The sequence below is a fragment of the Pseudoduganella sp. R-32 genome (assembly GCF_049913245.1).
Taxonomy (GTDB): Bacteria; Pseudomonadota; Gammaproteobacteria; order Burkholderiales; family Burkholderiaceae_D; genus Rugamonas.
Window position 1 is genome coordinate 5,738,604 of the sequence record NZ_CP183987.1, and the last position, 22,362, is coordinate 5,760,965.

General features: G+C 61.1%; 16 protein-coding genes. 10 read left to right on the forward strand and 6 right to left on the reverse strand.

The window, feature by feature from the left end:
* The 9 genes from ACN9MU_RS26275 to ACN9MU_RS26315 all read left to right on the forward strand — a co-directional run bounded on the left by ACN9MU_RS26275 (position 1) and on the right by ACN9MU_RS26315 (position 9,411).
* Positions 1-1,692, forward strand: a complete 1,692-nt coding sequence (locus ACN9MU_RS26275) for a sensor histidine kinase (protein ID WP_426164165.1) — start codon at positions 1-3, stop codon at positions 1,690-1,692.
* Positions 1,689-3,230, forward strand: a complete 1,542-nt coding sequence (locus tag ACN9MU_RS26280; protein WP_426343636.1) for a sigma-54-dependent transcriptional regulator — start codon at positions 1,689-1,691, stop codon at positions 3,228-3,230. The genes ACN9MU_RS26275 and ACN9MU_RS26280 overlap by 4 nt, the downstream gene beginning before the upstream one ends.
* Positions 3,231-3,292: 62 nt before the next feature.
* Positions 3,293-6,028, forward strand: a complete 2,736-nt coding sequence (locus tag ACN9MU_RS26285; RefSeq protein ID WP_426343637.1) for an alpha-1,6-glucosidase domain-containing protein — start codon at positions 3,293-3,295, stop codon at positions 6,026-6,028.
* Between the two features lie 26 nt (positions 6,029-6,054).
* Complete coding sequence (locus ACN9MU_RS26290) at positions 6,055-6,564, forward strand: O-acetyl-ADP-ribose deacetylase (RefSeq protein ID WP_426164171.1); 510 nt, start codon at positions 6,055-6,057, stop codon at positions 6,562-6,564.
* 42 nt (positions 6,565-6,606) lie between these two features.
* Entirely contained in the window at positions 6,607-6,909 is a 303-nt protein-coding gene (locus tag ACN9MU_RS26295) for a hypothetical protein (protein ID WP_426343638.1), read from the forward strand.
* A gap of 20 nt (positions 6,910-6,929) precedes the next feature.
* Complete coding sequence (locus ACN9MU_RS26300; protein ID WP_426164175.1) at positions 6,930-7,472, forward strand: DUF488 family protein; 543 nt, start codon at positions 6,930-6,932, stop codon at positions 7,470-7,472.
* Positions 7,473-7,671: 199 nt separating this feature from the next.
* Entirely contained in the window at positions 7,672-8,133 is a 462-nt protein-coding gene (locus tag ACN9MU_RS26305; protein ID WP_426164177.1) for a GNAT family N-acetyltransferase, read from the forward strand.
* Positions 8,130-8,582 carry an HAD domain-containing protein gene (locus tag ACN9MU_RS26310; protein ID WP_426164179.1) on the forward strand — a complete coding sequence of 151 codons (453 nt, stop codon included), beginning with the start codon at positions 8,130-8,132 and terminating at the stop codon, positions 8,580-8,582. The genes ACN9MU_RS26305 and ACN9MU_RS26310 overlap by 4 nt, the downstream gene beginning before the upstream one ends.
* Positions 8,583-8,931: 349 nt before the next feature.
* Complete coding sequence (locus ACN9MU_RS26315) at positions 8,932-9,411, forward strand: hypothetical protein (RefSeq protein WP_426164181.1); 480 nt, start codon at positions 8,932-8,934, stop codon at positions 9,409-9,411.
* A gap of 300 nt (positions 9,412-9,711) precedes the next feature.
* Here ACN9MU_RS26315 and ACN9MU_RS26320 read toward each other — a convergent pair whose 3' ends face one another.
* The 5 genes from ACN9MU_RS26320 to ACN9MU_RS26340 form a co-directional block, all read right to left on the reverse strand.
* A complete protein-coding gene (locus ACN9MU_RS26320) occupies positions 9,712-10,392 on the reverse strand; it encodes a hypothetical protein (RefSeq protein WP_426343639.1) in 681 nt (226 codons plus the stop codon).
* A 172-nt stretch (positions 10,393-10,564) separates the two neighbouring features.
* Entirely contained in the window at positions 10,565-12,184 is a 1,620-nt protein-coding gene (locus ACN9MU_RS26325) for an alpha-amylase family glycosyl hydrolase (protein ID WP_426319068.1), read from the reverse strand.
* 10 nt (positions 12,185-12,194) lie between these two features.
* Entirely contained in the window at positions 12,195-13,829 is a 1,635-nt protein-coding gene (locus tag ACN9MU_RS26330) for an alpha-D-glucose phosphate-specific phosphoglucomutase (protein WP_426343640.1), read from the reverse strand.
* Between the two features lie 70 nt (positions 13,830-13,899).
* Positions 13,900-15,231: an MFS transporter gene (locus ACN9MU_RS26335; protein WP_426343641.1), complete on the reverse strand. Its 1,332-nt coding sequence runs from the start codon at positions 15,229-15,231 to the stop codon at positions 13,900-13,902.
* 104 nt (positions 15,232-15,335) lie between these two features.
* A complete protein-coding gene (locus ACN9MU_RS26340) occupies positions 15,336-17,669 on the reverse strand; it encodes a TIM-barrel domain-containing protein (RefSeq protein WP_426343642.1) in 2,334 nt (777 codons plus the stop codon).
* A 92-nt stretch (positions 17,670-17,761) separates the two neighbouring features.
* Here ACN9MU_RS26340 and ACN9MU_RS26345 point away from each other — a divergent pair, with 92 nt between their 5' ends.
* A complete protein-coding gene (locus ACN9MU_RS26345; protein WP_426343643.1) occupies positions 17,762-19,579 on the forward strand; it encodes a M2 family metallopeptidase in 1,818 nt (605 codons plus the stop codon).
* A gap of 46 nt (positions 19,580-19,625) precedes the next feature.
* Here ACN9MU_RS26345 and ACN9MU_RS26350 read toward each other — a convergent pair whose 3' ends face one another.
* Positions 19,626-22,361: a TonB-dependent receptor gene (locus ACN9MU_RS26350; RefSeq protein WP_426343644.1), complete on the reverse strand. Its 2,736-nt coding sequence runs from the start codon at positions 22,359-22,361 to the stop codon at positions 19,626-19,628.
* Between the last annotated feature and the right edge of the window lies 1 nt (position 22,362).

Here is a 22,362-nt window from a genome sequence, read left to right on the forward strand (position 1 = left end):
ATGCGCAAACCTTTCCTCTTGCTGTTAACCCCGGCGGCCGCGATTATCGTGGCCGCCTACCTGCTCGGCGCCTATCGTGCCGGCAACGAACAGTTGGCGCAGGGCCAGCGCCAGCTGCAGCTCATGGCGCCGGAACTGCAGTCGGTGCTGGAACGCTTTGAAACCCTTCCCTTCGTCCTGGCGCAGCAACCCGACCTCACCAACGCCCTCGCCAACCCGAAAGATCCTGAAGCGATCGCCCGGCTGAACGAAACGCTGCAAACCATCCAGCAGCAAGCCAAGGTCGGTGCGCTGTACCTGATGGACCGCAACGGCCTCACGCTGGGCGCCAGCAACTGGGACCAGCCGCGCGGCTTCGCCGGCAAGAATTTTTCCTACCGTCCGTATTTCCAGGCCGCGCTGCGCGGCGATGCGGGCCGCTTCTACGGCATCGGCACCAGCACCAGCGAAGCGGGCTACTTCATCGCGCAGCCGGTGCGCCGCCACGGCGAGATCGACGGCGTAATCGCCGTCAAGATCAGCCTCGCCGAACTGGAACGCAACTGGAACAGCAGCGAAGATCCGATCCTGCTGGCCGATCGCCATGGCGTGATCTTCCTCAGCAACCGTCCGAATTGGCGCTACCACAGCCTGGAGCCGCTGCCGGCCAGCGCGCTGGCCGAACTGGCCCGCACGCAGCAATATATCGGCCGCGACGTCACGCCGCTGGCCCGCAATCCCGGCCCGCGCGTCACGCAGGAGGTGGGACGGCTTGGCTGGCAGCTGATGATCTTCCCGAGCCAGTTGCGCGTGGTCCGCAGCGGCATCAACTGGGCGCTGGCAACTGCCCTGCTGCTGGCCTGCGGCGGCGTATCGTATTGGGCCATGCACCAGCGCCGCCGGCGGCGCGAGGAGCGCCTGGCCTTCGACCGCGAACTGGAGTCGCGCATCGCCCAGCGCACGCAGCAGCTGAGCGAAACCAACCGCATCCTGCGCACGACGCAAAACGAACTGGTGCAGGCCGGCAAACTGGCCATGCTGGGTCAGATGGCGGCTGGCATGACGCATGAACTGAACCAGCCCCTGGCAGCGATCCGTGCCTTTGCCGACAACGCCCGCACCTTCCTGGAGCGCGGCCAGCCGGAACAGGCGGCCAGCAACCTTGGCCACATCGGCGATGCCAGTGCGCGCATGGGCGCCATCATCAGCCAGCTGAAAGGTTTCGCGCGCAAGGACGAAACCGTCGGCCCGGTGGATTTTGGGCGCGCCGTGCGCAGTTCGGCCTTCCTGCTGGAGAGCGAGAGCAAGCGCCGCAACGTGGCGATGGAGATCGATACCGGCGCCGCACCGTTGATGGTGGCGGGCGATACGGTGCGCATCGAACAAGTGCTGATCAACCTGCTGCGCAATGCCCTCGATGCTGTCGAGAGCACCGCGCAGCCGCGCGTCTCCGTCGTGCTGTCGCGTGAAGGCGGCGACGGCGTGGCACGCATCAGCGACAACGGCCCAGGCATCCCGCAGGAAGTGGCAGCGCACCTGTTCGAGCCCTTCTTCACGACCAAGCCTGCCGGGAAAGGGCTGGGCCTGGGGCTGGCGATTTCCTCGTCGATCGCGCAGGCAATGAACGGCCGCCTGTCGGCCCGCAACCTGGACGGCGGCGGCGCGCAGTTTGAGTTACGCTTACCGCTTATCAAGGAAGGAGCCGCCCCATGAAGGCGCTATTGGTTGAAGACGAGGCCGCGCTGCGGCTGGCCACCTCGCAAACGCTGGAACTGGGCGGTTTTGCGGTGCAGGCTTGCGCAAGCGCCGAGGAAGCACTGCCGTTGTTGCTGGCGAACTTCGCGGGCGTGGTGGTGACCGACGTGCGCCTGCCGGGGCTTTCAGGCCTGGACTTGCTGGCGCGCGTGGCCGCTCTGGACGCCGAGCTGCCGGTCATCGTCGTCACCGGCCATGGCGACGTCAGCATGGCCGTCGAAGCCATGCGCGCCGGCGCTTACGACTTCATTGAAAAGCCGTTCGCCTCCGAACGCCTGATGGATGCCGTCAAGCGCGCCCAGGAGCGCCGCAACCTGGTGCTGGAAAACCGCCGCCTGCGTTCCGAGCGCGCGCAGCATCCCGACATGCCGGACCTTATCGGGCGCTCCGAGGCCATCGAACACCTGAAGGTCGTGGTGCGCAACGTGGCGCCGACCGGCGTCGATATCCTGGTCAATGGCCAGACCGGTACCGGCAAGGAAGTGATGGCACGGCTGATTCACGCGGCCAGCGGGCGCAAGGGGAATTTCGTCGCGATCAACTGCGGCGCCTTGCCGGAGTCGGTATTCGAGAGCGAGATCTTTGGCCACGAAGCGGGGGCCTTCACAGGCGCGCAAAAGCGGCGCATCGGGAAGCTGGAATTTGCCAACGGCGGCACGGTTTTCCTCGACGAGATCGAGAGCATGCCGATGGCCTTGCAGGTCAAGCTCCTGCGCGTGCTGCAGGAGCGACGCCTTGAGCGGCTGGGCGGGAACGAGTCGGTCGCGCTGGATTGCCGGGTAGTCGCCGCCAGCAAGGCCGACTTGCTGGCGCTGTCGGCGCAGGGCCTGTTCCGCGAGGACCTGTATTACCGGATCGGCGTGATCAGCATCGACTTGCCGCGCTTGCGCGACCGGCGCGAGGATATTCCGCTGCTGCTGGCGCACTTCGTCGCCGAGGCAGCACAGCGCTACCAGCGGGCGATGCCGATGTGGACGCCGGAGCAGATGGCTGCGTGGCAAGCTGCGGATTGGCCGGGCAATGTGCGTGAACTGCGCAACTTCGCGGAACGCCTGACGCTTGGGCTGGTACCTACTGCGCCGGTCGCAGCGCCGCACAGCATCCCGGCTGGTGTCGCCGCCCCAGCCACGCCCGGCAGCACTGCCGGCCCGGCTTTTGCCACTGGTGCGGGCATTTCGTCGCCAGCGGGCGCCGCGACGGGTGCCGGCATGGAATGGGCCGCCGGCGCTGGAGCATCCGGCAGCGCCGCGATGAGCGCCGGCGCTGCGTCGGCTGCCGGCGTCGTGATGGCGGCCGGCGTTCCCGCCGCGGGCGCTGCGGGGACGGAGGCCGAGCAGCCCTCCCTGCCGCAGCAAGTCGACGCTTTCGAGCGCGACCTGATCCTGCGCGCCCTGGCAGCGGCCGATAATAATGTGGCACTGGCCGCCGACCGCCTGCTCCTGCCCCGCAAAACGCTGTACGACAAGCTGAAAAAGCACCAGATCCAGCGCGACTGAAATGTAGTAAAGCTACAGATTTTGCGGTAAGATTTTCGTAGCATCACTACTACGGAGACAAAATGAAGCAGCGCACCCTGGTCGCGGCCCTGCCGGTGGTTTTTGCGGCAGTTTCCGCCGCGGCAGCACCAACCACCGCCCTCACCGCAGCGCCAACTGCTGCGACATCGCACACGCTGGCCTCTTGCGAAGGCCCGCACGAAACCGTGCTGGCCCGTACGCAAGGCTTCGACGCCCGCGCCCTGTGGCTGGATGGCAGGCTGGCGAAATGGACCGGCGCCCAGGCCGAAGGCAGCTTCAAGCTCTATTACGCAACCGCAGCCGGCATCAGCGCCCCGCAAGGCGCCACCGTGAGCGGAGCCGATGGTGCGCTGCAGCTCAGCGCAACGACAGAAGCGCTGCCCCCGCAACTGGCCGAGCGCTTCAGATATACCGGAGACGGCGTGCTGCTCGCGCTGTCCGCCGCCGACCGCGCCCGCCTGCCGGCGCTGCTGCCGAAACAACTCGTGCTGGTGCAGGAGAACGCCGACGGCACCGTGCGCGACGCCACGGCTTTGCAAGTCCCGGGCGTGCTGGATGACGTCTACGCCGCTGCAGAACAAACGACCGACCTTGGCGCTAGCATCGCCAAAGGCGGCACCACATTCAAGCTGTGGGCGCCGACCGCGCAACGCGTCTCCGTCTGCGTCTTCGACTCCGGCAGCAGCAAGCCGAAATCCATCACCACCATGCATGCCGATGCGAAAACCGGCATCTGGTCCGCCAGCGCGCGCAGCGACCTGTCCGGCCGCTACTACAAGTACGTGGTGGACGTGGTCGCGCCGAAAACTGGCCTGGTGCGCAACGCCGTTACCGACCCGTATTCCGTCAGCCTGACCGCCGATTCCGCCCGCAGCTACATCGCCGACCTGGCCGACCCGCGCCTGGCGCCCGCCGGCTGGAACAAGGACCAGCCGCCTGCCACAGTGAAGGCGCAGCCGGACATGTCGATCTACGAGCTGCATGTGCGCGACTTCTCGATCAACGACCTGTCGGTCAGCACCATGAACCGCGGCAAATACGCAGCTTTCCGCGAGACCGGTTCCAACGGCATGAAGCATCTTGCCATGCTGGCCAAGGCCGGACTGACCGACGTGCACCTGCTGCCGGTATATGACCTGGGCAGCGTGCCGGAAAAAGGCTGCATTGCCCCCGTCGTGCACGGCGCGCCGGACAGCGACCAGCAGCAGAGAATCGTCAGCGACAACGCGCTGAAGGACTGCTACAACTGGGGTTACGACCCTTGGCATTACAACGCACCTGAAGGCAGCTACAGCACCGATGCCGCCGACGGCGCGCGCCGGATTATCGAGCTGCGCGAAATGGTGATGGCGCTGCACAAGACCGGTTTGCGGGTCGGCACCGACGTGGTCTACAACCACACCTACCGCGGCGGACAGCATGAGCGTTCGGTGCTGGACCGCATCGTACCCGGCTATTACCAGCGCCTGAACCTGAAAGGCGAGATCGAGAACTCCACCTGCTGCTTCAACACCGCCACCGAGAACCGCATGGTGGCCAAGCTGATGATCGACTCGGCCGAACTGTGGACCAAGCACTACCACATCGACTCCTTCCGCTTCGACCTGATGGGACACCAGCCGCGCGCCGCAATGGAAGCGCTGCAGGCGCGCGTCAATAAAGCGGCCAGGCGACACGTGAACCTGATCGGCGAGGGCTGGAACTTCGGCGAAGTAGCCGACGGTGCACGCTTCGTGCAGGCTTCGCAACTGTCGCTGAACGGCAGCGGCATCGGCACATTCAGCGACCGCGCGCGCGATGCGGTACGCGGCGGCGGCGCTGGAGATTCGGGTGCGCAAATGGTCGCGCAGCAGGGGTTCGTCAATGGCCTGGTGTACGACCCGAACGCCGGCGCCGGCCTGCGTCCCGTGACGGACCTGATGAAGGCATCCGACCTCGTGAAGGTCGGCCTGGCAGGCTCGATCCGCAGCTACCGCATGCAGACCTTTACCGGTGAAACCAAGGAACTGCAGGCCATCGTGTACGGAGGCAACCAGCCGGCCGGCTATGTGAGCCAGCCCAGCGAAGTAGTCAACTACGTGGAGAACCACGATAACCAGACGCTGTACGACATCAATGCCCTCAAGCTGCCCATATCCACGACCAGCGCCGACCGCGCACGCGTGCAGATGCTGGCGGCTGCAATCAACGCCTTCTCGCAGGGCGTGGCGTATTACCACGCCGGGTTTGAAATCCTGCGTTCGAAATCGATGGACCGCAACAGCTTTGAATCGGGCGACTGGTTCAATCGCCTCGACTGGACCTACCAGACCAACTATTTCGGTTCCGGCCTGCCGCCTGCTGCGGACAATGGCAAGGACTACGCATTGCTCCAGCCCTTGCTGGCCAATCGCGCGCTGCAGCCAACGCCCGTCGATATCGCATTCGCACGAGACACCTTCCGCGACCTGCTGCGCATTCGTGCCAGCAGCACCCTGTTCCGGATGCGGACCGCGGACGACATCAGGAAACGCCTGCACTTCCTGAACACCGGGCCGGAACAGGTAGCAACCGTCGTCGCGGCACGCCTGGACGGCGCTGGCTACGAAGGCGCGGGGTTCAAGACGGTGGCTTATTTTATCAACGTGGACAAGGTGGAGCAGACTATCGTCGCCGCTGGAGAAGCCGGCAAGGCTTATCGCCTGCATCCCGTCCAAGCTGGCGCGGCGGCTCGCTACGACGCAGCAACGGGCAGCTTCACCATTCCGGCGAGGACGGCTATAGTGTTCGTTGAATAAACTCAAAGGCCGCCGGCCGCCCAGCCATGACAATCACCCTTCGCGCGATTCAAGGCGATATCACCACACTTTCGGTCGACGCAATCGTCAACGCTGCAAACTCCTCGCTCCTGGGCGGTGGCGGCGTTGACGGCGCAATCCATCGTGCTGCCGGGCCGGAGCTGGTCCACGAATGCCGGCTTCTCGGCGGCTGCAAGACTGGCCAGTCGAAGCTGACCAAGGGCTATCGGCTTCCGGCCAAGTACATCATCCATACCGTAGGACCGGTTTGGCGCGGCGGCAACAGCGGCGAGCCGGAGCTTTTGGCGGCCTGCTATCGCGGCAGCATGGCGCTGGCGGCCGAGCATGGCGTAGCCACGCTGGCATTCCCCAGCATCAGCACCGGCATCTATGGCTACCCGATCGACTTGGCCGCAACACTCGCCGTCGCGACAGTCCGCGCTGCGGCCGAACAATTTCAAGGAATTAAAGAAATCATCTTCTGCTGCTTCTCCCAAGCCGACCTGGCTGTCTACGAAGAGGTCCTTACTCAGTGACTCTTCCAGGAAAAAAATTGCCGACGCATCGAAGTGGGGCAAGTGCGCTATCGCTACATCATTTCAACATCGGCAGCAGGTCGCGACGGCGATATTGCGTTGAACGTGACGATTCAGGCCGAAAGTGGCAGTGGCTGCATCCTTAAGATAGCGGGGCTGAGCACCCGCGATCCCTGGCTTGATTTTCCCCAGCCCGAATCGGCGGACAAATACCTGAAATTGAGGCCACGACACGTGGCCTCACTTATCAAGCATGCACTTGCAAATGGATGGAGTGCTCAACAGGCTGGGGCGCCATTTCATCTGGACGCAAATGAATGTGCGTTCATGCCAGAATGTGAGTAACGCCACCGCGAAAGCTGAGCATGACGCCGGAACTCGTCTGCACCATCGGCCATTCGAACCGCACAATCGAAGAGTTCATCGGATTGCTGCGCCAGAACGGCATCGAATGCCTGCTCGACATCAGGACAGTGCCCAAGTCGCGCCATAATCCGCAGTTTGGACAGGACCAGCTAGCAGCGTCGCTCAGCGCAGCAGGGATAGAATACCGCTACATGCGCGGGCTTGGGGGGCTGCGCCATCCGCGCAAGGACTCTGAAAATTCTGGGTGGCGTAACCTGTCCTTTCGCGGCTATGCCGACTATATGCAGACGGAGGAGTTTGCGGAGAACGTCGATGCAGTGGTTGAACTTGGACGCAACAAGTGCTGTGCGCTGATGTGCGCCGAAGCAGTGCCGTGGCGCTGTCACCGCTCACTGGTAGCCGATGCTTTGCTGGTCCGCGGCGTGCACGTGGACGACATCATCGACGCGCGACAACGGCGACCACACAAGATGACGCCATTTGCCAGCGTTGAAGGGGTACGCATTACTTATCCCGGCGAAGAAAAGCGTGGAGATCGGTGAGCTTTTGGGTCAGCGCGTGATGATATCCTGCTCCAATTTTGGTCTCCGCCATGAAGCGAACTTCACACGCGCTGTTCGTCGCAGCCATAAGCGGCTCGTTGCACTAGGCCAATGAGGTTTATCTACCCAAATCCGCAACAAGACGAGTGTGAACTATGCCAACCGCCTGGTTCGGATCTCAAATAGGAACAGCTTAGTAATGACCGTGCGCAAATTCAAAGCAGCAGACTTCCCTGCAGTCTGCCGCATCTATCTCGAAGCCAAGCGGGAAGAGCTCAAGTTCGAGCCCTACCCTCTTGACGTCACGCCACTGGAACAGGACGACGACATCCTGGCGGCCTTTAACGAGTCCGCAGTTACTGTGTTCGACGATGGCGCGGTACGCGGGTTCGCGGCGACTTTTGCCGACCAATTGAGGGCGCTGTTTGTGGATGGCGAGGTGCGCGGAAAAGGTATCGGACAGGCATTGCTGGATGCCGTGGTGGCGAAAGGAACACAAGGCGTTTCTCTGAACGTCGCAAAGTCCAACGTGGATGCCTTGCGGTTTTACATTCGGAACGGATTTTCGATTGCTGGTGAAACGGTGCGCCAGTACTCCGGATTAGAAATCATGTACGTCCAAATGCAGCGAGCGGCCAAGTCTGGGGAAGCCATCACATGATTTTGTTTCTGGATTTCGATGGCGTACTTCATCCTTTTCCGATGAGGCCGACCGACAAGCATTTTTCACAGATGTCGTCGCTGTGGAAGGTGTTAGACAATATTCCCGAAATCTCTGTCGTCATCACCTCCACGTGGAGAGAACAGTATCCGTTCACAGAATTGATCGAACTGCTGAAGGCCCAGGGAGGTGATCGCTTCGCCGCGCGATTCGTGGGTGTCACCCCGATTCTGGAGGGAACCGCAAACTACGTGCCAGGAATTCGCCAGCGCGAAGTCGAAACGTGGTTGGCCGAAAACAAGGTCGAGCACGAGCCCTACATAATCCTGGATGACATTGAAGAGTATTTCAATTCGACCTGCAAGAACTTATATCTTGTTGATGGCGTGACGGGACTTACTGATGACGATGTCAAAGCCATTGCCCTGTGGTTGAAACCAGCGGCATGACAAAATAAACCGGCAGCCCGGGAACCGACCAGAGGCCGGCCCGAGCGGTGTCAGTGGGGAGGTGGCTTACGCCCATAACGTTTCATTGCTGGCTTGTCTGCCCACCTCACATCCACTATATCAAGTAGCTCTGCCCCTTGGTACCCGAAACCGGTTTCGGGTCTCATTCAGTCTAATAGGAGCATTCTGGGTCTAATTCGGGATAGGAACCAGGGGGATACGTCTAACACAGCCCAAGAACTCATAGGGCAAGTCCAATTCGATCTACACTTTTGACGTCAAAATCTAAAAGGAACCATTATTCAGTTCCGTGATCCAACCTTTAGACCATTTTCGAAAGGATTGAATCATGGCCTACGAAGCGAAACAAGCAGTCTATCTTCCAGTCGCCGACTTTCTTCAACTAGAGCTCTACCTGATGGATGCACGCCCAGGCGTCAAGCCAGAAGAGTTTGTCACGGACATGTTGAATCATTGGCTGGCGATAGAATTGGAGCGGCAATCATTGCGCGAGCGGGGTCATGCAATGCGCGGTTTTCAATGGAAGAATGTGTTCCTGCCCGATGGAACTGCTCTTCGAACCAGCCACTGCAACGCCATCGAATATGCCAAAGTGGTGGGCGATCATATCTTAGCCGATGACGGCGTACGGTTGACGCCGTCTCAATTTTCCAATCGACGAGCCAAGGGCCGCAACGCGTGGCGATTCGTCTGGTTGCGCTTTCCTGGTGACGATTTCTGGATGCGAGCTGCCACGTGCAGAATGCGGCATCACGAGCAGCAGTCCAGACAGTCTAAAATCAAAATTGACCAGTCTAACGCGGTCTAGCCTTGAAGGACCGAGGGTCCAAATCGGTCGATGAATTTCCCTGAAGGGGCGATTTCGGTCTAGCGCCCCCGCCCCACCCTATATAACTAGCCCGCTTTAGACCAAATCGTCACGATTTAGTGTGGATTAGACCGTAGATTGAAAAAACACCGCAAACGCCATGCTCTCGTATCGTCTTGGAACCGATCAAAGGACTGACTCTCGTGCTTGGATTTTTGTTGGAGTAGCTGGATGCAACGACACATTGGGCGCGACTGAACATCGCTCTTTGGCCGAGCTCACGCAACTACCTCGCGAACTCTAATTCAATTTCTTCGGGTTCGCTTCCGCGGCTTCCATTTGAAGGCGGAGTGCGCGCAGGCCGACCCGCTGGATACGGGCAAGCGGCCGCTGGGGTGCTGGCCGTGCTTCCTTATCTCTCGTTGCGCCGTACATCATCAGCTGAACCTTCTCCAACTCGGTGAGCGAAAATGGTAAAGGCGCTTCCGACGCCTCGAAGAAGTTGATCCCAATGTGGATTGGAACCGAAGTACGTGGTGGCGAGTTGGCGGAGTAGACCAGCGTGATCGGCTCCACTTTCGGTGCTGAGTTCGAAGTGGATTCTATCCACAGCTTGGCGCGGCAAACCTTAGTGTAGTTTATTCCACCCTCAGTCCTGTCCGGGAGCTTCTCGTGGTCAGTCAGCCTCACCTTGATCTCGCTTCTAAGCTCCCTGAAGTTGCTCTTTCTTAGGTAAGCGCCAAGGCCAATTTTCTGCCACCCTTCCGGCATCCGCGCGTAAAGCCGGGGCAAGAGCCACATGACGTCGTGGTCAACCGCGAGGAACGGCTGGTAGGCGTCAATCATCGCCTGGTGCCGGGGCGGCACAGGAATAGCCGCAGGAAACGCCTTCTGCGACGCGCTTTGCACTGCCTTCTGCAATGCGCGTTGCGATACATCGTCGAAAGCCCTTGATACTATCGTGTAAACGTGTGCCTCCATCTCGTCCTCCGCGCGCCCACTGTCGCAGTCTGGAACGCCAGAACACCCACTCAGGAAAAGCAGGCATGACAAAACGGAGGCAATTACTCGTAACATCGCTGAATTGATTTTTTTACAATCCGGTAGTTTGCCGCAAACTGCGCGCTTCTGGCAAGCCGGACCCAAGCCGGCCTTACGGCGAGAGCAGGATTGTGGAGTTTTTGCCGTTGGTGCGAACGACGCCGTCCTTCACGGTATAGGCGACGCCGGCGTAGGCATCTTTTACTTTGGTGCCGTCTGCAAATACGCTGCCGACCGCGATATCCACTGGCTGGCCGGTCTTCACATCCAGCGCCACGACTACCTTGTCCTCGCCACGTACGCGGCTGAAGGTGTACGGCAGGTCCGCCAGCTTCTTATGCTCGCCGGCGCCGACCGCAGGATGCGCCTGGCGGAATTTCCCCAGCTTTGCCCAGTGCGTCCTCACTTTGGCATTTGTTTTCAAGTCGCCCCAATTCATGAAGGAGCGCAGCTTCGCATCGCCCTTCGCTTCGGCCACGTCAAGTCGCCGTGAGATTTCGTCGCCGTAGTAGATCTGTGCGGCGCCGGGGGCAAGCAGCAGCTTGTTGGCTGTCTCGAACGGCTTCTGGCGCGCCGGGTCGAAGGGATTGCCGTCGTCGTGCGAATCCATATAGTTCATGACCGAATGCCCTTTCAGCGGACCCGCGAGTTGCGTCGCGTATTTGCTGAACAGGGATTCGTAGTCGCCCTTCGCGTCATGCACCATGCCGAAGTTGATCAGGCCATCAAAGCCATTGGCGAAGTAATTGGCTTTCTCGCCGCCGCCCATATCGAAGTCCTGTCCATGGACGATGTTGTAGTTGTAGACCTCCGCCAGCATGTAGAAGCGGCCATCGCCCAGCACTTTCCTGGGGTTCAGGCTTTTCCATTCGTCGTGCGCGGCCAGGGCGACCTTGCGCAGCTCGGCCCATACCGCAGGTTCAACGTGCTTGGCCGTATCCGCGCGGAAGCCGTCAACGCCGTACTTGCGAACCCAGTCCGCGTGCCATTTCATCAGGTAGTAGCGCGGGGCGCGTGGATAGCCGGTGCGGGTAAAGAAGCCATCGAGCTCTTTCACTTCGCGTTCGTAGCGGCCTTCGGCTTTCCACTTGGCTGCCAGCGCTGGCGGCAGTTCCACCGGCGCATCGCTCTCGGTGCGGAAGTCCGGCAGGTTCTTTACCAAGGTGCAGCTTACGGTGGACGGCACGTCCTTGTACTGGCATTGCGGCTCGGTGCGTACCCAGCCTTCGGGCCAGACAGGATCGGCCTCGGTTACAGGGCCGGTATGGTTCATCACTACGTCCAGCAGCACGCGAATGCCGCGTGCATGGGCGGCCTCAACGAAGTCGCGGAAGTCTTTTTCCGTGCCAAGGTTGGCGTCCATCGCAGTAAAGTCGCGCGCCCAATAGCCGTGGAAGCCGTAGGACTTGCCAGTGCCTTCGTCCGTGCCGGCATGGATTTGTTCGACAGGCGGCGTGGTCCAGATCACGTCCACTCCCAGGTCATCGAAATAGCCGGACTTGATCTTTTCTGTCAGCCCCTTGAAATCGCCGCCCATGAAGCCGCGCAGTGGTGCAGCGTCTGCCTTGCGGCCGTAGGCCAGGTCGTTTGCCTTGTCGCCATTGGCGAAACGGTCGGTCACCAGGAAGTAGACAGTCGCATTCTCCCAAAGGAAGGGCTTGGGCGGCGCCGCGGATGCGCTGTTGGCGCCAGCGGCAAGTAGCAAGGACAATGCGAGGGATGAAAGTTTCATTCAGCTTTTCCTATGTAATGACTGTTGGATTACTGCGGCCTGTGTGCATGGCGATGCTCGCCACGCTGTCTGCGATTGCAATCAGCCCTGCGAGGGCTTGCTGCGTTGGGATATGGTGCTGCTCCGGATCGGCCTCGTAGCGTTCCAGGTAGACGCGCAAGGTGGCGCCCTCGGTGCCAGTACCGGACAGGCGGTACACAATGCGCGAGCCGTCCGTCATCATGATGCGGACGCCCTGCTGGCTGGCGTGCGAGCCGTCCACCGGGTCGGTATATTCGAAATCGTCGGCGGCCTGCACTTCGTAATGGTTCAACTTCTGCCCCGGCAAGTTGGGCAGCTTGATGCGCAAGTCCTGCATCAGCAGCTGCGCCGCATCGCTTGCGATGGCTTCGTAATCGTGGCGCGAGTAGTAATGGCGGCCAAAGCGCTGCCAATGCGCCGTGACGATGTCCTGCACCGAGCCGCCGCGCACGGCCAGCAGGTTCAGCCAGAACAGCACGGCCCACAGGCCGTCCTTTTCGCGGATGTGGCGCGAACCGGTGCCGTAGCTCTCTTCGCCGCACAAGGTAGCCTTGCCGGCGTCGAGCAGCGTGCCGAAGTACTTCCACCCGGTTGGCGTCTCATAGCAAGGCACGCCAAATTCCGCAGCCACCCTGTCGGCGGCACGCGAGGTGGGCATGGAACGGGCAATGCCGGCGATACCGTCTGCATAGCCTGGCGCAACGGTCGCATTCGCAGCCAATACGGCCAGGCTGTCCGAAGGTGTGACGACGAATTCGCGGCCGACGATCATATTGCGGTCGGCGTCGCCGTCGGAGGCGGCACCAAAGTCCGGCGCGGCGTTGGCGCACATGATGTCGATCAGTTCTTCGGCGTTCACCGGATTGGGATCGGGATGCAGGCCGCCAAAGTCCGCCAGCGGCGTGCCATTGATCACCGTGCCCTCCGGTGCGCCCAGCATTCCCTCCAGGATGGCGTGGGCGTAAGGGCCGGAAACGGCATTCATGGCGTCGAACCGCATGGTAAAGCCGCCGGCAAACAGGCGGCGAATGGCGTCGAAGTCGAACAGCTTCGCCATCAGCTCCGCATAGTCGGCGACGGGGTCGATGACTTCGACCGCCATGGCTTCGACGGGCGTGCGCGCGCCGGGTGAATCGATGTCGATATCGGGTGCATCGCTGATGCGGTATTGCGCCAGCGCCAGCGTGCGTTCGTAGATTGCTTCGGTCAGCGCTTCAGGCGCCGGGCCGCCGTTGGCGGCGTTGTACTTGATGCCGAAATCGCCGTCCGGGCCGCCGGGATTGTGGCTGGCCGAGAGGATGATGCCGCCCAGTGCGCCATGCTTGCGGATTACACAGCTCGCGGCGGGCGTGGACAGGATGCCGCCCCTCCCCAGCAACACGCGTGCAAAGCCGTGCGCAGCGGCCATCTTCAGGATTACCTGGATTGCCTCACGATTGTGGAAGCGGCCATCGCCGCCCAGCACCAGCGTCTTGCCGGCGGCGGAGCCGAGCGTGTCGAACACGCCCTGCACGAAATTCTCGAGATAGTGATGCTGCTGGAAAACTGCGACTTTCTTGCGCAGCCCCGAAGTCCCCGGGCGTTGCCCGGGGATAGGAGTAGTTGTCACCGTCTGGATTGCCATATTCGCTCCTCCTGGATGAGAGGATAGTTTTACCGCGAATGGCGCGATCGGTGCGCGCCGCTGGATGGCTTTAAGCTTCCTTCTTGGCCGAGTCGCTGACGATCAGGCAAACGATGCCGCCGATTGCCATCGAGACGCCGCCCAGCACCAGCACATTCACCGAGTGGCCGTTGAACAGGTGCTTGATGACAGGGCCCAGAACCAGGTTGGCGACAATCTGCGGCAGCACCACGAAATAGTTGAACACGCCCATGAAGTAACCCATGCGCTTGGCCGGCAGCGCGCCAGCCAGGATCGCGTACGGCATGGTCAGGATGCTGGCCCATGCAATACCCACGCCGATCATCGGCAGCATCAGCATATTCTTGTCATGGATGAAGGCGATGCTGATCAGGCTCAGGCCACCAATCACGAGGCAAAGCATGTGCACCACTTTGCGGCTGGTGACGTGTGCCAGCTTAGGCAGCAGGAAAGCCACCAGCGCGGACACGCCGCCGTAGATCGCGAACAGGTTGCCGACCCAGTTGCCCGCCTCCTGGAAGATGGCCGACTTGCCATCGGTGGTGCCGAACACGTTTTCAGCAACTGCCGGGGTAGTGAAGACCCACATGCCCATCAGCGCAAACCAGGTGAAGAACTGCACCAGAGCCAATTGCACCATGGTTTTCGGCATGTGCACGAAGCCGCCAAACACTTCCTTCAGCGAGAACAGGAAGCCGCGGCGCTGCGCCTTCTCCATGCGGAACTTCTCGACATCTTCCGGAGGCAGTTCGTCGGCGGTCAACACGGTCCACAGCACCGACAGGAAGTATGCAGTACCGCCAGCATAGAACGAGTAGCGCACGGAGTCCGGGATCGCGCCGTTGACCACTTCATTGCTGACGTGAAGGAAATTGGTGAAGATCATTGGCAGCAGCGAAGCAATCACGCCGCCCAGGCCAATGAAGAAAGTCTGCATCGCAAAACCGGCGGTCTGCTGCGATTCATCCAGCTTGTCGCCGACGAAGGCGCGGAACGGCTCCATCGAGATGTTGATCGATGCATCCATCAGCCACAGCACAAGGATCGCCATCCACAGCGCGCTCGAATTCGGCATCAGGAACAGTGCAATGCTCGCCAACAGGGCGCCGATGAAGAAGAAAGGACGACGGCGTCCCCACTTCGCGTGCCAGGTGTTGTCGCTCAGGTAGCCGATGATCGGCTGCACCAGCAGGCCGGTGACCGGAGCAGCAAGCCAGAACAGCGGCAGTTCGTCCGGGGTCGCGCCCAGGGTCGAGAAAATGCGGCTGGTATTGGTGTTCTGCAGTGCGAAACCGAACTGGATGCCGAAGAAGCCGAAGCTCATGTTCCACAACTGCCAAAAGGTCAGCCGCGGCTTGCTGATGATGGAATGCATTTGCATCACTGTCCCGAGTAATTTTGTAGCAAAATAACATGGCAAATTCAGGCTGTCAATCCACAGACAGCCCGCAAATGCGCCATTTTTTCGACGCCTTTGTAGTCAAGCTACAAAGCAACAGACAATTTTACCTTCATTGCACTACCTATCGGCAGCGCCAGTCGCAGGGTGTGGCTGCGGGCATCCCAGCGGGCCTCGACAGCCTTGCCATCCAGCTTCACGCTGCGCGGACGGCTCGCTATATTGTGGACCTTGAGCGCGTAGACGCGGCTGACCGGCTGCCATGCTTTGCCCACTTCGGTCTCAATGCCGATTTCGAAACCGCTTGCCGATGCTGCGCCGGCAAAATGAGCGATTTCGTACTGTCCCTGCTCGTAGGCGTTGGCGGTCGCGCCGTCGTCGTCGTACAGCTTGCCGCTGGAGGCGCCGGCTGTGGCGTGGTAGTAGTAATTCAACTCGATCTGCTTCGTGTTGTAGTCGCGCGTGGTCTGCACCACCTTAGCCAGCGGCACGAATGCGCCGGCGCGCACGAATACCGGGATATGTTCGGCAGCCACCGGCACCACCTCGTTGATGCCACCCTTGTGCGCGGCATCGCTATGGAAGTCGAACCAGATCCTGGCCGATGCCGGGAAATTGACTTCTTTGCGTTGCGCTCCGGGCTCGGTAACAGGCGCCACCAGGAAGTCCCTGCCCCACAGGTAGGTCGATGCCACGGCGTTGTCGCCGCCCTCGAACATGACCGGGCGCATCAGCGGCAGGCCGGTCTGGCTGTTATCGAAGGCTGCACTGTAGTTATAAGGCAGCATGGCGTAGCGCAGGCGGATCGCGTCGCGGGCCAGCGCTTTGGTGCGTTCGGTGCGGAACACCGGTTCGGCCGGAACTTCCTCCTGCGCGTGCGGGCGGAACACCGGCTGGAATACGCCGTACTGCAACCAGCGCACATACAGCTCGTCGTCCAGCATCGGCGAGGCAAAGCCGCCGAGGTCGGAATGCATATAGGCCAGGCCCTGCATGCCCATCTGCAGCGCGATTTCCATCTGCGACTGCAGGCCACCCCAGCTACGCTGCACGTCGCCCGACCATGGGACCATGCCGAAGCGCTGCGAGCCGGAGTAGCCCGCCCGCATCAGGATGAAGGGACGTTCGTTCGGGTAGTCTTTCTTATAGCCTTCCGCGATCAGGCGCGCCCAATCGTGGCCGTAGATATTGTGGACCTGGTCTGCGCCGAGTTGGCCATGACTGCCGTGGCGCAGCGCGGATGGGTGCACTTCGGGCTCGCCGAGGTCACCCCACCAGCCGGCAACGCCGCCCTCTTTCAGCTCCTTGTAGATATTCCAGAACCAGTCGCGCCCTTCCGGGCGGTACAGGTCGACCAGGCCGGTATTGCCGAAGTAGAAGTCGTATTTATATGGCTCCCCCTGCGTATCCGTGGCCAGCACGCGGCGCTCGACCGCCTCTTGCCAACGGGTGGAAGTGGTCAGCACAAATGGTTCGGTAATAACGACGGTCTTCACGCCCTTTGCCGCCAGGTCGGCCATCATGCCTTTCGGATTGGGGAAGCTCTCCTTGTCCCAGGCCAGGTTGCCCATGGTGCCTTTGACGGTCTTGCCGAACCAGTACAGGTCCAGCACCACCGCATCGACCGGGATCTTGTCGGCGATGAACTTGTCGACCACGGCGCGCGTCTCCGCCTCCGTGTGGTAGCCGAAGCGGCTGGCGAAGTTGCCGAAGGCCCAGCGCGGCGGCAAGGGCTGGCGGCCGGTCAGGCTGGTGTAGTTGGCGACTACGTCTTCCCACTGCTCGCCGGCGATCACCTGGTAAGTCTTGCGGCCGCCAATGGTTTCGTAGGACAGCGTACCGTCTTTCCTGCTATCGAAATCCAGGTAGCCGATCTGCGGGTTATCGAAGTGGATGGCGTACTTCTTCGAGGACAGCGCCATCGGAATGGTGAAATTCAGCAGCTGCGAGCGCGCTTCATAGCCGTAGTGGGCACGGTTGTACAACTGGAAGCGGTTGCCGCGGCGGTTCATGCCTGTAGCCCGTGCGCCGGCGCCATACAGGGCTTCATCGCCGTCCAGCGCAAATTCGATCGCTTCCAGGCCACCTTCGCGGCGATACCCGCGCTTCTCGGCGACCAGCGGCTGGCCTTTATACAAATAGCTGATGCGGAACGGCTGCTTTTCCACACGCACCGTGATGCCCGGCGTGGCGAGTTCCAGTGCGCCGCCCTCGTCGCGCAGCGTGCTGGCCACAACGGCAGGCGGCAGCACTACCGCGTGCGACACCGCGTCCGCCACTTCCCCCTTTGGAACAAAGGTGGTCTCCACAACGGCCGCGGAGTAAGGCTTGATGATGTATTTGCCATCGTTTGCGCCGATTTCCAGGACATTGCCGCTTTTCGCGGCAGATAAGAAATGGCGATCCGCGTTCTGCGCCATGGCAGCCTGGCTAATAAGGGCCAATATTGCAAATTTAATTAGTTTCATGGGGTGATATATTAGCGGGCAGTTTTATCTGAGAGGAGAATGAATTGAATAAAACGACTATGAAAAAACCGATGGTCCTGGCCCTCGGCCTGGCCCTGGCAGCGGGCTTCGCCAACGCCGCGCCAGCCGCGAAAAAAGCCAAAGGCACTCCTGCCGAAGCGAAGAAGTTCATCGCGCAGACTGAAGAGAAATTCGACAAGCTGGGCAACGATGCCAACAAGGCCGCCTGGGTTGCGCAGAACTTCATTACCGACGATACCGAAGCGCTGACCGCCTACTTCGGCGAACAGCAACTGGACGCGTCCGGCCAGGCTGCCCTGGAAGCGCGCCGCTTTAACGGCGTCAAGCTGGCGGACGACGAAGCGCGCAAGATCAAGCTGCTGCAGCTGACGCTGATGCTGCCCGATCCGAAGGAGCGCCAGGCTTACGCCGACGCCAACGCCAAGCTGAATGGCGCGTACGGCAAGGCCAAGTACTGCCCGACACCGGACAACTGCAAGGCCCTGGGCGAACTGGAAAAGACCCTGGCCACCAGCCGCGATCCTAAGGTCCTGCTGGACGCCTGGAACGGTTGGCACATGCAATCGCCGTCCTACAAGAAGCTGTACACCGACTACGTTGAACTGTCCAACAAGGGCGCGCGCGAAATGGGCTATGCCGACACCGGCACCCTGTGGCGCTCGGGCTACGACATGAAGCCGGAGGAATTCTCGGCCGAGATGGAACGCATCTGGCAGCAAGTGAAGCCGCTGTACGATTCGCTGCACACCTACGCCCGCTACAAGCTGCGCGAAACCTACGGTCCGGACCAGGTTCCGCTGACCGGTCCAATCCCGGCCCACCTGTTCGGCAATATGTGGAGCCAGAGCTGGGAAAACATCTACCCGCTGCTGATGCCTGCCACCGGCGCTTCCAAGTTCGACCTGACCAATGTGCTGGAAGAGAAAAAGACCAGCGCCAAGGAAATGGTGCAATACGGCGAGCGTTTCTACACCTCGCTGGGCATGCCCAAGCTGCCGGAGACCTTCTACCAGCGCTCGCTGCTGGAAAAACCGCGCGACCGCGACGTGGTGTGCCACGCTTCGGCATGGCAGCTGGATGGCAAGGACGACGTGCGCATCAAGATGTGCATCCGTCCGACCGAAGAAGAATTCGCCGTCATCCACCATGAGCTGGGACATATCTATTACGACCTGGCTTACAAGAATCAGTCCAACCTGTTCCGCACCGGCGCCAACGACGGCTTCCACGAAGCGATCGGCGACACCATTGCGCTGTCGATCACCCCGAGCTACCTGAAGAAGGTCGGCCTGATGAACGAAAACCCGGACCCGAACGCCGACATCGGCGTGCTGCTGAAGCGCGCCCTGGCCAAGGTTGCCTTCCTGCCGTTCGGCTACTCGGTCGACAAATGGCGCTGGGACGTCTACAGCGGCAAGACCAAGCCTGCGGACTACGACAAGAGCTGGTGGCAGCTGCGCGAGCAGTACATGGGCGTGAAACGCCCGCTGCCGATGCTGGCTGACGGCTTCGACGCCGGCGCCAAGTACCACGTTGCAGCCGACGTACCTTACGCCCGCTACTTCCTGGCCCACCTGCTGCAATTCCAGTTCCATCGCGCCCTGTGCAAGGAAGCCGGCTACACCGGCCCGCTCCACCAGTGCTCGATCTACGGCAGCGAAAAAGCCGGCAAGAAGCTGTGGAGCATGCTGGAGATGGGTACCTCCAAGCCATGGCCTGAAGCGCTGAAAGCAGCTACCGGCGAAGACCGCATCGACGGCCAGGCCCTGCTCGACTACTTCGCCCCGCTGAAAGTCTGGCTGGACGAGCAGAACAAGCAATTGGCCGCCAAGGCCAAGTAATACAAAAACGGGGGCCTCGGCCCCCGTTTTTTCTACCCCTGGATGCTTAGAACTTGTAGTTCGCGCCCAGCAGGATGGTGCGGCCATACTTCTGGTATTCCAGTTGCTGGTTGCGGTTGCCGTTGTAGGTCTCGTAGGCCTCGTTACGCAGGTTGTTCACCTGCAGCACCAGTCCCATGCCCTTGAACATGCCTTCGTTGAAGCTATAGCCGATCTGGAAGTCGAGGATGTTCTCGCCAACCACATAGCGCAGCGAACGCTCGCCGGCGAAGTTGCCGATCTCACCCACGAAGTCCGAACGCTTGCGCTGGCTCAGGCGAGTCTCGAAGCCGGCCTTCTCGTAATACACGGTCAGGTTGCTGGTGTGCTTCGACAGGCCTGGCAGCATGATGGTCTGGCCCAGGTTGGCGCTAGGCTCCTTGATGGTGATCGCACTGTCGTTGTACGAGTAGCTGCCGCTCACGCCGAAGCCGTCCAGTACCGGGGTCACCATGTTCAGCGGCAGGGAAGCAGTCAGCTCCAGGCCTTTCATGTTGCCGCCCTTGCCATTGTACGGAGCGGTGTAGTTGCCGAACGGGGTAATCGCGTTGGTGCCAGGGATCTGCTGCGAGAAGTCGTGGGTACGGGTCTCGGTAAAGATGTAGGTATCCAGCTTCTTGTAGAAGAATGCCAGTGCTGCGTAGGCTTTCTTGCCGAAGTATTTTTCATACGACAGGTCGAAGGCCTTGGCGCGCCACGGATCCAGCTGGGCGTTGCCGCCGCTGCCGCCTGGTTTGAAGTCGTTGGTGCCGACGTTGAAGTCCAACGCGGAACGCAACTGGTCAACACGTGGGCGGGCGATCTGCTTGGCCAGGGCCATGCGCACGGTATGGTCGTTCGGCAGTTGGAACGCCAGGTTCAGGCTTGGCAGCACGTCGGTATAGGTCTTGCCGTCGTGGACCGGCTTGACTTCCTGGCCGGCAGGTGCTGTGCCGTCCCAGTACTTGGAGTCGGACGACTGGTCGGTGCGCTGCACTTGCACGCCGACGTTACCGCGCAGACTGACATTGCCCAGTTCGTGCTCGATGTTGGCCTTGGCAAAGGTCGTGGTGATCTTCTCATTCACGGTCCAAGCCTTGGCGATCAGGTAGCTCTTGTCTTCGGTCGGTGCAAAGGTCATGTACTTGGCCACGACGCCCGGTACGTTCCATGCAGGGATGGTGCCCGTTCCGGCAAAGCCCAGGTCGACCGAGTTGTACATCAGGTCCGACGAAATGGTCGAAGGCGCACCTGCCAGGTTAATGCTTGCTTCCGGCTGGTGCTTCTCCTTGCTGCGGTCAGAGTAGTGCACGCCGATATCGAAGCTCGAGAAGTACTTCTCGAGGGCGCCGGACGATTGGATGTTGGCTGCCAGCTTGAAGCCGTTCAGCTCGTCTTCCACGTGCGGGGTCTTGCCGTAGCCGGAACCGTAGATGGTGTTACGCACGTACAGGTTGGCCGGGTTGCTGTAGTCGAGGCCCGGTTTCAGAGTCGGGAAACCGCCGGTGCCCAGCGACAGGGCGACGGAATCCAGGAATGGATTGCCGGCCGCGTTACTGATCTGCAGGTTGTTTTCCAGGCTCAGTTCATCGCGCTTGGCGGTCGAGCGGCTCAGGTCAGCCACCAGGGACCAGCCATCCATCTTCCATTCGTTGTTCCAGCCGATGGCGCGGATATCGTCCTTGCGCTTGGTGTACATGCCGCGCACCAGCGGATACGCATTGTTTGCGGTGCCGGTGGCGAACGAACCATTGTTGGTGGTGACGCCCGTAAACGACATAGGCGTGGTGGTGCCATTGTAGCCGCTGATGTTTACTTCGAACTGATTGGCAGTGTCTTCGTGCTTGAAGCGCGAAGCATACACGTCGATCATCGAAGTGAAGTTCTTGTTTGGACGGTATTGCAACACGCCCATCAGGCCATCGCGCTTGTTGTAGCCGCTGCGTGCCAGGGACTTGAGGCCGTCGGTGACGTTGGTACCGGCAGGCACGCCTGGACGGGACTCTTTCTTCCACGGCTCGTACAGGCCGGTTTCCTGCGCCAGCACTGGGGAGTCCAGGTGCGCGAAGCCGATCGCCACGCCAATGGTACGGTTGGCAAACTGGTCGATGTAGCTGGCGCTGAAGCGGCCGCCGCGCGAATCGGTGTCGGCGATGCTGCCCAGCGAATTCTTCTCCATGCGGGCGTTCATGGACACGGTACGGCCGCCGAAGGCCAGCGGACGCACGGTCTGCAGGTCCAGGGTGCCGGACAGGCCCTGGCCAACCATGCCGGCGTCAGGGGTCTTGTAAATGGTCACGCCGCTGATCAGCTCAGACGGGTACTGGTCGAATTCCACGCTGCGATTGTCGCCGGTGGAGACTTGCTCACGGCCGTTCAGCAGGGTGGTGGCAAAGTCCGGGGACAAGCCGCGGACCGCGATGTTTTGCGCACGGCCGGCAACGCGCTGGGCGGCCAGGCCTGGCAGGCGGGCGATGGATTCGGCGATGGAGGTATCAGGCAGCTTGCCGATGTCCTCCGCGGAGATGGCCTCGACGATGGAAGTCGCGTTTTTCTTGACGGAGATCGCGTCCTCAATACCGCGGCGAATGCCGGACACGGTCACAGTTTGCATCGGCGCGTCAGCTGCCTGGCCGGCGGCGGTGGCGGTTGCGGTCTGCGCGTACGCGGAGCCCGCGAAGGCGGATACAAATACAGCACACCCAGCCGCAACCGGACTCAGTCGGAAAGCGGTATTGCCTCGCTTGTTGGCGAAGATAGTCATC